This window comes from Methanobrevibacter sp. (genome assembly GCF_017409525.1).
Taxonomy (GTDB): domain Archaea; phylum Methanobacteriota; class Methanobacteria; order Methanobacteriales; family Methanobacteriaceae; genus Methanocatella.
In genome coordinates, this window is sequence record NZ_JAFQSO010000004.1 from 1 (window position 1) to 12,766 (window position 12,766).

A 12,766-nucleotide genomic window follows, 5' to 3' on the forward strand; every position below is an offset into this window, starting at 1 on the left:
TTCATCCGCTGATGGAAAAGCACACCTTAGAACTGGTTTGAAAGTTACCATGCAAATAAATGGTAAAACCTACACAGGAAAAACCAACTCTAAAGGACAAGTGTCATTCAACATCAAAATAACTAAGAAAGGCAAATACACAGCCAAGATTAGTTATGCCGGTGACCAGACATACAACTCTGCAAGCAAATCTGTAAAAATAACAATTAACTAGTGAGATTAAATTCTCACTATGATTTTTCTTTTTTTAATCGACTATCAAACATTAACGATTGCATTCATTCATATTCTAATAAGGAATTTGAAACCATGACTAAAATGGAATTTGATTTAACAGATTGACAAATTGAAAATATCAAAGTAAAAGAAATTTTATGATAATTATTTCTAGAGAGACACTAAGTATGTGATATTCACATTACATTTAAATCATTACCATACATATAATGAGTAAGAATAATCCCCATATTCCCTTGTTGCCTGTGAAACATTGCTTGCTTTTGAAAAATCACCGGAACTGGCCAATACTTTCCCATCCAAAACATCATTCTCACAAAACCTATAATTTTTCAGATTCAATGTGTCAAACTTTTCCTTGCAGATATCCGAAACCTCCTTAATCGATTTTTTTGAATTCTTATTATCCTTTAGGATATCGGAAATTCTTCCTATAAAACTTTTATCTGTGAAATTAACCTTTCCCGATAACGTTTCCATGATATCCTGACTTGTTTTAAAATCTAGAGTGTCATAAGAATAATCTGGAGAGGGCATGGATATTACAGTGTTTACAATAAAGATAGCCATCAAAAGAATTGATATTGCCAATATTGACTCTATTAAATAAAAACTTCCTTTTTCATCTGTCATAAATGAGAATAGGATTTTAAAATATTAAAAAAATAGTAAAGTGTGCAAAAATTAATTTGCACGAATGTGTTTTATCACTTTTTCCTTTTTAGCGATAGCCGCATCTGAAGCCTCTTGAACCTTTTGCTTCATTTCTTCAAAGTCTTCAGGGGTTGTTTCACCAACCAACTTTTTGATTTTGGTATAAGCCGCTTCCCTAAATAGAGGAACCAATTTTTCTTCAGTTGAATCCTCTTTTATCAGGATTGGCTCGCCGGAGTTGTTGACCTCACCAATCTCAGATATTGCAACATCATATTTGGAAACTGCCTTTTTGATATCTCCGACAATTTCCGGAGGTGCAATCAGCATCAATGAATCGGTTGACACACCCAATGGATCGATATTTAAAGTTTCAAGCATGTTCAATACATTTGGCGCAACCATCTGCCTTATTTCCTTTTCATAAAACTCAAGACCGACACCGGTTGTATTTGATATCTCATGAGCATCTCCCCTAAGACCACCGTTTGTTACGTCAGTCATTGCATGGATGTCTTTTACAAGGTCAGCTTCAAACAATGCATGTGATGCCTGAACGAAATTGACGTTCATTGTATCCCATACGACATCGAAAAATCCATTGTAAAGTGCAGTTGTTGTAATTGTTCCTCCACCGGAACCTTCTGTTAATAAAATGACATCCCCTTCAGTCGCTCCTTTTCTTGCGGTTGGAGGATATGCTGATACTCCCACACTTCCAACAGCTGATACGAATCTGTCGCCTAAAACCATGTCTCCGCCGACACGCAATGTACTTCCCGCAACTATTGGAACATCCACAAGCTCTGAAACTGCCGCAACACCTGCTGTGAAATCGAATATTTTTGCAACATCACCATCATCTGCAAGGTGAACATCACTCAAGATGGCTACCGGGTCTGCCCCCATTACGCAAACATCCCTGAGTGTTGCTCTGGTTACATGAAAACCGCCTAAAAACGGATATTCACTTAAACGTGAGTGGATTCCATCAACGGCAGTTGTAATGTAAACCTCATCGTTTTTGACTGGGGCCTTCACGACTCCACCATCGTCCTGCTCTGACGGGTTTACCAGTGATGCAGTATTTGTTGATGATACAATTTCTGCAATCTTTCTGTGAACGAAGAAGTCCCCGGCTCCACGGGATCCGACTCCCATCTCGCCCATGAGCACATCAGCCTTGTTAACACTGGCTATTTCCTTTAAAAACTCATCATCACTTTCCTGTAATTTTAAAGTGGTTGAAACTTCATCAATTACTGCCTTTGCCATTTCATAAGAATTTTCTTCTGAAATTTTCTTGTATTCTCTTATTCTAACAGCCAAAATTTCTGCTAGGTCATCATAATCATAATCATCAATTCTTGCTCTTACAAATCCTTCAATATCCATAATCAAATCTCCAAATCAGTGAAATTTTTCAAAATCTTGAGTCCAGCCACCCCGCTCTTTTCCGGGTGAAACTGTGTAGAAAACAAATTATTCTGAGATAAGCTGGCTACCACATCACCACCATACTCGCAGACTCCAGCAATGATATTGTCATCGTCCGGGACCACATGATAGGAGTGAACAAAGTAGAAAAACTCTCCGTCAATGCCTTGCAAAATTGGTGAATCATTGACAACATTCAATTTGTTCCAGCCCATGTGAGGTATTTTCACTCCTTCAGGAAGCAATTCAACATGCCCCTTGAATAAGTCCAGACCTTTAATGCCAGGAGACTCTTCGCTTTCGCTCATCAACACCTGTTGGCCAAGGCAAATTCCCAAAAACGGCTTATCATCACCGACATGTTCTCTTATAACATCTTCAAATGGCTTTAGGTTTTCCATTGCGCTTCCAAAAGCTCCAACACCTGGCAAAACCAAATATTCGCTATTGGCTATTATCTCCTTATCGTCAGTTATCTGAAAGTCACATCCAATCTTTCTAAATCCATTGGAAATGCTTTTAAGGTTTCCGCTTTTATAATCTATAATCGTTATCATTCGTCCAACCACCCGATAGCTGATCTAATCATTCCTCCAAAGTCTGAAAAGACAATTTTATCAGTTCCAAGGGTTTTTGAGTGGGCATCAAGCTCTGCAACAACATGAGTGTAGCCCAAATCCTTTAGAGGCTCCACCAAACGAGGCCCATCGGTTACAGCAACAGATTCTGTGTCAAATTCCTCAATCGGGAATGCATGAGGAACTCCGAATACGACAATCAAATCCAAATCCTTATCTTTCAGGTATTCAGCAGCCCTGTTTGCAGTTATGGGATACTCGTCAAGGCCTCCTGTAATAAAATCCGGTTCGATGTCAAGCTGATTCTTGATGTTTACTGCATGCTGCCTGATTCTTGGAAGGCCTATGTTCTCATCCAAATTGGCCACGAAAACAGGCCTGTTGTCAGGGTTGATTTTTCTATAGTCAAAATTTATGATATCTGAAAATAAATATGATGTTTCCTTTTTAACGTTCAGGACAAATGCGACTTTCTTATTATCCTTCAGTGCATTGACTACCCTTTTTGCAACGCTTTCCTTTGAATCACCGAAATTAGGTTTGATATACTTACCCTGTGCCATTCCACGAGTCTTTTCAACTTCAGTTGCCTTTTCAAGCATTTCAATTTGCCTGTCTGCCTCCTCTCTAGGTATTACACCGCATTCAACGGCAGCATCTAAAACCATTATCGCGCCGACAGTATTGTCGCCCTCGCCAGACCCCCCATGGGATTCGACTGGAATGACTGTGCACGGCAAGTCAGCAGTTGCAATCGCCTCCTTTAAATCCTCGCCGATAATCATGCTTGCGCATGTTCCCGCAATGCCCATCAATTTCGGATGGAACATGTCATAAGCTTCGACTAATGTGTCGACTAGTTTTTCACCGGCACCCAATATGAAATCGTTTTCAGACATTCCTGTAGTTACTACACGCACACCATCGCTTTCTAAAAGTCTGGCTGTTCTAAAACAGCAGCCTGTAGGCCCGTGCATGACAATAACATCTACGTTCATATCCCTTAAAGTGTAAAGGGTAGCGGCAATTGGACTTGGTCTCGGATGCATATTTTTTTCACCTAACAAATTTTTAACAAATAAGTATTTTTAATTCTTAATTAATATAATTAATTAACAAATTCAGGGAGATTGCATTATGAAACTTGACGAGAAAATTTTGGAAGAAAAAATTAGGGAATACAGAAAAACAAAAAGCTGCTCCGAGTCAACCTTGATGGGTCTTTGCGAAACCGCCGAGATTGACATCACAGCTGATGAAATGACCAGATTAGGATGCGGATTTGCAGGCGGAATTGGAGGAACCTTTGATGAGGGAACCTGCGGTGCCGTCACCGGAGCATTGATGGCAAACGGGCTGATTTTAGATGATGTTAGCAAAATCAAAGCCAATGCAAAAGAAATTTTCAATGCCTTTAAAGACGAATACGGAACAGTGAGATGCGACAAGATAAGCGACCACGGCAAAGACAAATCCCCATGCGTCGACTGCTGCGTGTTCATTGCAAAGAAAGTTGCTGACTTGTTGGAGGAATAATCTGCTCGGTGAGTAACCTTAGCCAGAATTTTAGTAAAAAAAAATGATGTCCTCAAATCATATGCGAATAATCTTCATTTGAAGGGTTATATGATTTTGAGGAAACCTACCTAGAATTTATGGTTGAAAATGTAGTCCTCACAATGTTTTTTAAAGAAAGATAGATGATGCTTAAAAGGTGAAAGTAAGGAATATTAAGTAGTGTTTGAAACGAATATTTTACAGTAATTATTCAAAACAATGAAAAAAAAGAAAATATTAAAAATGATTTAAATTATCTACATTTCAATTGTTTGATTAAATATAGCATCATCTAAATCATCTGCTAAAACATCATCAAAGATATATACAACCGCTTTTGATGGAATGTCATTACCAGAAACATATGCAGAACCAGAAACTTTGATAGGTTGATCTTTAGGAACAGAATTCATATTCCAAACAAGAGGGCTCTTATCAATGATTGCACCTGAATCATCATAGAATACTACAACCATTTCTAAATAATCAAATTCTTTAGCCGCTTCTAAATTACAAGTAACTTTATACATACCATAGCCTTCATTATTAATTTTAAGGTCTTCAACGGTTAATTTATCACTATCATCCCCAAATCCAAAGAATCCAGCACTAACAACCGAAACACTCAAAATTGCAAGTATTAAACTTAAAATTAAAATATAACTTTTTCTCATTTTAAACACCCAATATTAATATGTTAATCATAATTATGATTTTTGATAATAAATAATTTTCCATTGTGTTTAAAACTAATATTTTAAAATGAATAATTCAAATGAAAATATAAACTCCCCATAGGATGGCCAGCAAAATAATGTTTAAAACCGTGAATACTGCCAGATACCTGATTTTAAACTCATCATATTCACGAACAATGATTTTATACGAAATCAAGTTTGCCATGGATGCTACAAGTGTTCCAAATCCGCCAATATTGATTCCAACGATGATAGCTTCATAGTTTGTGCTGAAACCGCTGAGCAATATTGCGGCAGGAACATTTGAAATTACCTGGGATGCAACCACACCCCACAACACCTCATTTCCAACGATTGACTTGGTAAACAATGAACTGAAAAACGGAATATTTTCAAGATTTCCAAACAAAATGAAAAGTGCAATGAATGTCAAAAGCAAGTAGTAATCGACACCAAGAAAAACCCTTTTAAAGAAATTTTTGCGATTAAACCTGATTTTTTTCATTTCTGGCAACTCAATATCATCCCGCGGGACAAATAACAACAATACAAATAAAAATATCACAGATGCAATGATATAAGGAAGCAGCAGTAGGAAAAATGACTCGAATGAAATGTTGGAGACAGTGTACATCACGATATTATGCGGAGCGCCGATAGGAAGAACCATGCATCCGACATTAGCGGCAATCGTCTGCAAGCTGACTGTAAATACCGCCAAATCAACCCTATTGACTCTTCTTAAAGCCAAAATGGAAAATGGTACAAAAATAATTAAAGACACATCGTTTGTGATGAATATGGAACTGATAAAACATGTGAAAACCAAAACTAAAACAAGACCTCGAGCGTTTCCAATTTTTCTCAGCAATTTACGGACCAAAATCTCAAAAAGGGATAAATTCTTTAAGACCTCAACAATGACCATGATTACAAAAAGCAATATGACCGTTTCCCAATTGATGTAATATACATAATTAAAACTTGGATGGACGAAAAAACAAGAAACAATAGCTAATATTAATGATATTGAAAATATTATCTCTTTTTTAAAAAAATCAAAGCTTTTATCAACTAAATTAGGCATAATATCTGTTTAAGCTAATATTTTTAAGTTAATCTGCCTCTTCATCCAATGTTTCCAGAAGAAAACTTACAGGCCTGAAGCCGTCATTGCAGGATATCATGGCCGATTTCTTATTTTTCATCCATCCCCCATAGAAATCCTCAGCGCCATTGGCCAATGCAAGCACAAAGGGTGAAACGCTCTCCCATGCACTGTCACAGAAATTATCTGGTTTTTGCCAACCGTTAGCTATGAAAACATCACCCTCTTCAACATCACATTCATGTTCCAGAGGATTTTCATATTTCTCAATCAAATCATCATGCCTCACTTTCCTAACAACAGAGATTTTTACCTTATACAAGCCCATCACCTAACCACATATTTGTTTACATATTATATAATCTAGATTAACAACTGCTAAAATCCTTCACTCCAATTAACATTAACTGCAAGGATTTAAAAAAACGAATCCAAAAAAGCTTTGGGATATATATCCTCAAAAGAAAACAGACTTGAAAACCAAAAACCCAACCGTTAATGTTAAAAAAATAATTAAAAGAAGAATTATCCTCTTGTAACGATGCTTATGATATCGCCGTCTTTCAGCTCATAGTCACTGGCGACACGCATGTTCTTTCTTGCATCCACTGCATGCATGAACTTATCTCCAATATCTGTGTGGACAATATATGCCAGTTCACGTGGAGTTGAGCCCTTAGGAACCAAAAATCCATCAGGCAGGACATTGCCCTTTTGGTCAGTGTATTTATGCTCATCCTGAACAGGATAGACGACAATCCTGCCAAGCAATTCGAAGACTGCATAGTTCAATGCATCCTGAACCCCAGTGCTGCCGTATTTATCCAATATGCTGGTTTGAATATACTCCAAACCTTTGCGTTGGGCTTCAGACAATTCTTCAGGTTTCAGGATTTCAAAATGGTCATCACCGGGCAAATAGCTAATCAAGCCGCTTTCTGCAGCCTTCACTAGTGCAAGCTCTGAACCTGCAGAGGTTGGAATCACGTTCGGATACTTTTCCTTGATTCTTTCGATGTTTGCAGCTGAAGTCGGCAGGTCCGCCTTGTTTGCAATAATCATCATCGGCTTTGCAATGTGCAGAATGTTGCGTGTAAGCTCAATCAAGTCTTCTTCTTCCCATTTGTTGTAATCTGGCTCGATTGTTCTTCTGGCCTCAATGATGTCCTCAATAGCTATTCCTGTTCCGGACAATTGGTCAAACAACACTTTTGAAATGTCAAGGTGCTCGGCACCTACCTTTCTCACAAGCCTTACCCAATTTTTGGACAGTATCCCATACATCCACATTACAATCTCGTTTTCAAGAAATTCCAGATCATCAAGCGGGTCGTGGCTTCCAGCATCGACCGGATTTCCCTCAAGGTCTGTTGAGCCTGAAGCGTCAATGACATTAATAAACACTTTGGCCTGCATCAGTTCATCTAAAAACTTATTACCCAATCCTTTTCCTTCGTGCGCTCCAGGAACTAATCCTGCAACGTCAATCATCTCAATCGGCAATAATCTTTTTCCATCGACACATATGGAATTATGGGGATTGCATATGACGCCCAGTTCCTTACATGGGCAATCCTTAATAACGTGAGCAACCGCCTTATTCGCATCAATTGTTGTAAATGGATAGTTTGCCATTTCAACCCCCGATGCTGTTGCTGAATTGAAAAAAGATGATTTTCCTACATTCGGTTTTCCACAAACTGCAATTTGAAGCATAATAATCACTTTATTTCTAATGACATCATAATTTTTGTTTTTAAAATTATATATAGTTTCAGAAAGTAAATACTATTCAATGAAAGATGAAGAGATTGACCGTCCATCAGCTATGAAAGTTCGCCAGGGAATCCAGGATGCGATAACATATTCATTGCCGGACAAAAAATTCAGTGAAAAGAACATTGATTTAGTGGAAATTGACATCGAATTGAAGAATCTAGGCTGGAACTTCCACAATTACCGCATATTAAATCTAACCGACATTCATTTGGGCCAATGGATTAACCCAAAATATCTAGATGACCTTGTAGACTATGCGAATACATTAAATATCGATTTGATTACATTGACCGGCGACTATTTCTCATATGTCATTGACGAATATATTGAATCGCTGCAGAATTCCTTGAAAAGACTGAAAGCCCCCGACGGCAAGTTGGGAGTTTTGGGAAATCATGACCACTGGATGGGAGCTGAAAAGGTAAGAGATATTTTCAAGGCTGCAGACATCGTTGATTTGAGCAATGATGTAAAAACATTCGAAAAAAATGGGGATTGCTTGAATGTTGCAGGCGTTGATAGCTGTACTGTCTGTGCTGATGATTTAGATAAGGTAATTTCCAAACTGCCGGAAGATGTTCCTACAGTATTGCTTGCCCATGAACCTGATTTTGCAAAAGAATCATCCAAAACTGGGCGGTTTGATTTGCAGATTTCTGGCCATTCACATGGAGGACAATTCATCATTCCCTCATTTGAAACCACCCCTTTTAGAGGGCCGAATTCAACAAAATACCCTGTTGGGCTTTATAATGTAGAAAATATGATTCAATACACAAGCAAGGGGCTTGGAACAAATTCGTTTAGAATAAGAATCAACTGCAAACCAGAGATTACTATAATTACCCTTAAAACCGATAAAAAACAAAAGATACCCTTAAAATGAATAAAGTAAAAACTGATGATTAAAATGACTGGAAAAATTTTTATTATTGGAATTGGCCCGGGCTCAAGCGAATATTTAACCAAAAAAGCCATCGATACTGTAAATGAAAGCGATTACACTGTCGGAAGCACAAGAGCAATTGAACTGTTTGGAGATGTTGAAGGAAAGATTGCATTCAATGTGAAAGACCTGTTGGACAAGCTCGAGGAGGGAGTTCAGCTGGCATGTGACGGCAACACCGTTTCAATATTGTCAACTGGAGATCCTGGTTTTTCAGGAGTCCTGAATACTGTCTTAAGACTTTCGGATGAAAATGGATTTGATAAGGACAAAATTGAAGTGATTCCGGGAATCAGTTCGCTCCAGCTTGCGGCAGCAAAATGCCACATCCAATGGGACAATGCCAACGTGATGACCTTCCATGGAAGGGAAAACATCGAAGACATCCTTCCAGTCATAAACAACGGAAAGACAACAATTGCGCTTCCTTCAAGAAAAGTGAAGGACATGGCCCAGTTCCTGCTTGACAACGGCGTTGAGCCGGCACGAAAAGTTGTTGTCTGTGAACGTCTAAGCTACCCTGATGAGCAAATTGTCGAATCCACTTTAGAAGATATTGCCGAAAGCGAATTTACCTATATGTGCATTATGGTAATATATTAAGACAATTTATTCCCAAAATTCATTTTAAAAGTTATTTATCATTTATTTTTAAAATTAAAGCTTAAATATTCTAGAAATCATACTTTGATTGTTGATTTTGAAAAATTAACGTCAAGGTAGATACTATGAATATTAAAATAAACACCATATGTTTCATTTTCCTATTTGTTTTTTTAATATCGGCAGTTTCCGCTAGCGATTTTGAAAATGGAACATTGAAAGCTATCAAACAGTCTGATTCAAATCAGGAATTAAGTAAGGTAAACAATGTAAAAACGGACAGTTTGGGTGCCGAGCAGACCCCCGAAAAAGTCTACTTGACCGCACCCGACGTTAAAATGCATTACAAGGATGGAAGCATATTTAAGGTTACTCTTAAAGACAAAAGCAAAAAGGCAATAAGCAACGTTAAAGTTAAAATTGCAATAAACGGAGTGACCTACAGCAAGGTAACCGACAAAAAGGGAACAGCATCAATCAACTTGAATTTAAAAAGCGGAATCTACAATGTCTTAACGACATTTGAGGGAACAAGCAAATATTCAAAACAGAGCGCCAAAAGCACTGTAATAATCAAAAGCACAATAAAGTGCAGCGACTTCACAAAATACTATAAAAACACAGCCTCCTATTTTGCCACATTCTATGACCAAAAGGGAAAGCTTTTAAAGAACACAGCAGCAAAAGTTAAATTAAACGGCAAGACATATTCCATAAAAACCAATGCAAAGGGCGTTGGAAAGCTAGCCATTGACCTAAAACCGGGACAATACAGCATTTCCGTGACAAACCCAAAAACCACTGAAACCATAACAAAAACCGTCAACATCAAATCATTGATTGAGACAAATGATCTGACAGTCAATGAAAGCCAAACCGCCAAATTCAATGTGAAAATTTTAAATAGCTATGGAAAAGCATCGCCAAACAAGAAGGTAACGATAACTGTCAACGGCGAAACCTATACGAAAACCACCGATAAAAGTGGAATCGCAACATTGAATCTGAATTTAGATGCCGGAAAATACACAATAACAACAGAATATTCAGGACTTAAATCAATTAACACGATAACAGTGAATAAACTTATAAAAACATCGAAATTCATGCATACAATTCTGATTCCCGATTATGTCAATGTGACTGCCCCATATGTATTTAAAAACTCCCAATATTCTCTAAAAACCGGTTCGAATGGAATAATAAAAATGCCGAAAAATGAGGTTTTCACTGTTGAAATCGGCAATGAAATCTATTTGTTTTCAACCTCCAAAATCGGAGGCATCGATTCCACGGTAATCGGATACAACAATTATCTGATTCCTTTAGACGGAAGCGGAATTAAAAGCAATGTGAATAGAAACAATCTAAAAGACAATGGAATAGTGATTTCAAAAATAGACGGATTTACACAAATAGACTATCAGTCAAACACCAGCGACAATGTGGAACTGTTCGGCATGTATGCAGACAAATACCTCACCAATAGCGAAACAATAACATACATGCAAAATGACCAAATCACAGCCAAAATTAATTTCCAAACATACAGCTTTGATGAAACCGGCCTGAAATACAGTCTGGCAAAATACTATCAAAAATCAATGAATGACTTCAACACAAAAAGCTATGATGAAATCACCAACCACAATGCCGCTTCAATCAGATTTGCAAACTCCAATATTCCTGTAGAATTCACGTATTACGGCAAGAGTATTGCAGGCTATGTCTCCAAAGAGGATTTGATTACCCAATTTACAGTCAATGGAAAACAGGAACTTGAAAAAACGGAAACTATAAGCTATGGGCTTGACATGAAATACCGCAGAAGCCTTGGCTTTGAATTCCTTCAAAGCTACAGCATTATTAACGAGAAGATTACTGCAGACACATTGCAAAATTGGGTTTCCATGAATTCAAAATACTTATCAAGATTTGGCGTGATGAATGTCTATGGAATGCATTTGGCCTCACTTCAAACAGCATGGATGGCAGACGAACTGGCCGATAGCTATTCCAAGGAATTTGAAGTGACCTGGAAGAGAGATAATGGGGTTACAATATTGGGCGGAATAAATCTTGAAAACACTTATCTAAACATTCTGGATGCAGACATGGGAATGAAAGTTAGTGGAAATGAGAAAAATGCCGTATTGTTTAGACTGATTAATTCCATGAACCTGCCGAACCTGGAAGATTATTCCCTATCACAGGTCGCCTGGAGATTTATGGACAACACTACAAATTCACAGGACAACATATTAAATGCAATATTGAAAAATAAGTTCAGCATGGCACAATTGGGAGAAATGATTTACATTTTCTCTGAAGACGGGACAAAATCTGCAATCATGCTCAACTCAACAAGCGGTGTTGCAAAGGTTATATTAAGTCAAAACAATACTGTTTACAAAGGGTCATTGATAGCCACATCCGGAGATTGCTGCAGTGTCGGAATAGTTCCAAAGGACATTATTTCAGGAATCAGAAATCTTTTAAACTCGTTCAATGATGGAATTAACGGTTTGTCTGACATTTTGGATAACTTGCATCCCTTAAGCGTTCTAGCATATTATGGAATTAAGCTAGTATTGGAAAAAACCTTGCAGGGAGCTTCATCAGCATGCCTAGGCCTATTCTCCACAATGGCAGTAATACAAAATGCAGGAACCATATTCAGAGACAATGTAGTAAATCAAAACGACTGGCATAAGCTTATGGATACTGTGGCATTTACAAGGCCAGGTTATCTGCAGGGAAAGAAGATATACAATATTCCAAACGATGAGGGAGGCTATGACTACATTGAAGTGAAAATCAATGGCGATTTGAGTCTAGACAGGGACAATGCCGTATACATAAGCAATGGAAACGTGAGAAAACTAACTAGGCAAGAGACATACGACTACTTTAGCGACGAATACTGGACCCCAATAAGCATGCCTACACAATATTGGGACGACAGCTGGAAGGAGATAATGTAATGGAAATAATTGAATACTATAAAAAACAGCCCAGAATAATTCAGATTTTAGATATCGCATTCATAATCTGCTTTGCATATGAAATCATCCTAATTGCGCAAACCAACTCCATGAACTATGCAATCGGATTCATAATGCTAGTAATCTTATTCATAAATAGTGTTGTAAGACTTAAAAATTAGTTA

The 12,766-nt window shown here is 37.6% G+C and carries 14 protein-coding genes; 6 read left to right on the forward strand and 8 right to left on the reverse strand.

Annotation, left to right across the window (positions count from 1 at the left end):
• A partial coding sequence (locus IJE64_RS01615; protein ID WP_292781086.1) for an Ig-like domain repeat protein occupies nt 1-214 on the forward strand: 214 nt, incomplete at its 5' end.
• Nucleotides 215-432: 218 nt separating this feature from the next.
• On the opposite strand, the gene IJE64_RS01620 is transcribed toward IJE64_RS01615, so the two are convergent.
• From IJE64_RS01620 to cfbD, 4 genes are read right to left on the reverse strand one after another with little or no spacing between them, the layout of a single operon-like run.
• Nucleotides 433-870 (reverse strand): hypothetical protein, encoded by a 438-nt coding sequence (locus IJE64_RS01620; RefSeq protein WP_292781088.1) that lies wholly within the window; start codon nt 868-870, stop codon nt 433-435.
• A 51-nt stretch (nt 871-921) separates the two neighbouring features.
• Nucleotides 922-2,286 carry an AIR synthase-related protein gene (locus IJE64_RS01625; RefSeq protein ID WP_292781090.1) on the reverse strand — a complete coding sequence of 455 codons (1,365 nt, stop codon included), beginning with the start codon at nt 2,284-2,286 and terminating at the stop codon, nt 922-924.
• 2 nt (nt 2,287-2,288) lie between these two features.
• The gene (gene hisH / locus IJE64_RS01630; RefSeq protein WP_292781093.1) at nt 2,289-2,885 is read right to left on the reverse strand and encodes an imidazole glycerol phosphate synthase subunit HisH; all 597 of its coding nucleotides are present in this window, start codon (nt 2,883-2,885) and stop codon (nt 2,289-2,291) included.
• Complete coding sequence (gene cfbD, locus IJE64_RS01635; RefSeq protein WP_292781095.1) at nt 2,882-3,955, reverse strand: Ni-sirohydrochlorin a,c-diamide reductive cyclase catalytic subunit; 1,074 nt, start codon at nt 3,953-3,955, stop codon at nt 2,882-2,884. Before cfbD ends, hisH begins: the two co-directional genes overlap by 4 nt.
• 88 nt (nt 3,956-4,043) lie before the next feature.
• Here cfbD and IJE64_RS01640 point away from each other — a divergent pair, with 88 nt between their 5' ends.
• Nucleotides 4,044-4,442, forward strand: a complete 399-nt coding sequence (locus tag IJE64_RS01640) for a C-GCAxxG-C-C family protein (protein ID WP_292781098.1) — start codon at nt 4,044-4,046, stop codon at nt 4,440-4,442.
• 278 nt (nt 4,443-4,720) lie between these two features.
• On the opposite strand, the gene IJE64_RS01645 is transcribed toward IJE64_RS01640, so the two are convergent.
• The 4 genes from IJE64_RS01645 to IJE64_RS01660 all read right to left on the reverse strand — a co-directional run bounded on the left by IJE64_RS01645 (nt 4,721) and on the right by IJE64_RS01660 (nt 7,985).
• Complete coding sequence (locus tag IJE64_RS01645) at nt 4,721-5,092, reverse strand: hypothetical protein (protein ID WP_292781101.1); 372 nt, start codon at nt 5,090-5,092, stop codon at nt 4,721-4,723.
• A 142-nt stretch (nt 5,093-5,234) separates the two neighbouring features.
• Nucleotides 5,235-6,248 carry an SLC13 family permease gene (locus IJE64_RS01650; protein WP_292781104.1) on the reverse strand — a complete coding sequence of 338 codons (1,014 nt, stop codon included), beginning with the start codon at nt 6,246-6,248 and terminating at the stop codon, nt 5,235-5,237.
• Nucleotides 6,249-6,276: 28 nt separating this feature from the next.
• On the reverse strand, nt 6,277-6,597 hold the full coding sequence (locus tag IJE64_RS01655) for a TIGR04076 family protein (protein ID WP_292781106.1): 321 nt from the start codon (nt 6,595-6,597) through the stop codon (nt 6,277-6,279).
• A 197-nt stretch (nt 6,598-6,794) separates the two neighbouring features.
• Entirely contained in the window at nt 6,795-7,985 is a 1,191-nt protein-coding gene (locus IJE64_RS01660; protein WP_292781109.1) for a redox-regulated ATPase YchF, read from the reverse strand.
• Between the two features lie 79 nt (nt 7,986-8,064).
• On the opposite strand from IJE64_RS01660, the gene IJE64_RS01665 reads away from it, so the two are divergent.
• The 4 genes from IJE64_RS01665 (at nt 8,065) to IJE64_RS01680 (ending at nt 12,763) form a co-directional block, all read left to right on the forward strand.
• Nucleotides 8,065-8,934 (forward strand): metallophosphoesterase, encoded by an 870-nt coding sequence (locus IJE64_RS01665; protein WP_292781111.1) that lies wholly within the window; start codon nt 8,065-8,067, stop codon nt 8,932-8,934.
• Nucleotides 8,935-8,958: 24 nt separating this feature from the next.
• Complete coding sequence (locus IJE64_RS01670; RefSeq protein ID WP_292781113.1) at nt 8,959-9,597, forward strand: cobalt-precorrin-7 (C(5))-methyltransferase; 639 nt, start codon at nt 8,959-8,961, stop codon at nt 9,595-9,597.
• 125 nt (nt 9,598-9,722) lie between these two features.
• Nucleotides 9,723-12,581, forward strand: a complete 2,859-nt coding sequence (locus IJE64_RS01675) for an Ig-like domain-containing protein (RefSeq protein ID WP_292781115.1) — start codon at nt 9,723-9,725, stop codon at nt 12,579-12,581.
• A complete protein-coding gene (locus IJE64_RS01680) occupies nt 12,581-12,763 on the forward strand; it encodes a hypothetical protein (protein WP_292781118.1) in 183 nt (60 codons plus the stop codon). The genes IJE64_RS01675 and IJE64_RS01680 overlap by 1 nt, the downstream gene beginning before the upstream one ends.
• Nucleotides 12,764-12,766: the final 3 nt, after the last annotated feature.

What these genes read in the sequence shown, in the direction of transcription:
- IJE64_RS01680 (WP_292781118.1), top strand. Translation starts at nt 12,581, where the DNA reads ATGGAAATAATTGAATACTATAAAAAACAGCCCAGAATAATTCAGATT.
- IJE64_RS01640 (WP_292781098.1), top strand. Translation starts at nt 4,044, where the DNA reads ATGAAACTTGACGAGAAAATTTTGGAAGAAAAAATTAGGGAATACAGA.
- IJE64_RS01665 (WP_292781111.1), top strand. Translation starts at nt 8,065, where the DNA reads ATGAAAGATGAAGAGATTGACCGTCCATCAGCTATGAAAGTTCGCCAG.
- cfbD (WP_292781095.1), bottom strand. Translation starts at nt 3,955, where the DNA reads ATGCATCCGAGACCAAGTCCAATTGCCGCTACCCTTTACACTTTAAGG.
- IJE64_RS01655 (WP_292781106.1), bottom strand. Translation starts at nt 6,597, where the DNA reads ATGGGCTTGTATAAGGTAAAAATCTCTGTTGTTAGGAAAGTGAGGCAT.
- IJE64_RS01675 (WP_292781115.1), top strand. Translation starts at nt 9,723, where the DNA reads ATGAATATTAAAATAAACACCATATGTTTCATTTTCCTATTTGTTTTT.
- IJE64_RS01660 (WP_292781109.1), bottom strand. Translation starts at nt 7,985, where the DNA reads ATGCTTCAAATTGCAGTTTGTGGAAAACCGAATGTAGGAAAATCATCT.
- IJE64_RS01650 (WP_292781104.1), bottom strand. Translation starts at nt 6,248, where the DNA reads ATGCCTAATTTAGTTGATAAAAGCTTTGATTTTTTTAAAAAAGAGATA.
- hisH (WP_292781093.1), bottom strand. Translation starts at nt 2,885, where the DNA reads ATGATAACGATTATAGATTATAAAAGCGGAAACCTTAAAAGCATTTCC.
- IJE64_RS01670 (WP_292781113.1), top strand. Translation starts at nt 8,959, where the DNA reads ATGACTGGAAAAATTTTTATTATTGGAATTGGCCCGGGCTCAAGCGAA.
- IJE64_RS01620 (WP_292781088.1), bottom strand. Translation starts at nt 870, where the DNA reads ATGACAGATGAAAAAGGAAGTTTTTATTTAATAGAGTCAATATTGGCA.
- IJE64_RS01625 (WP_292781090.1), bottom strand. Translation starts at nt 2,286, where the DNA reads ATGGATATTGAAGGATTTGTAAGAGCAAGAATTGATGATTATGATTAT.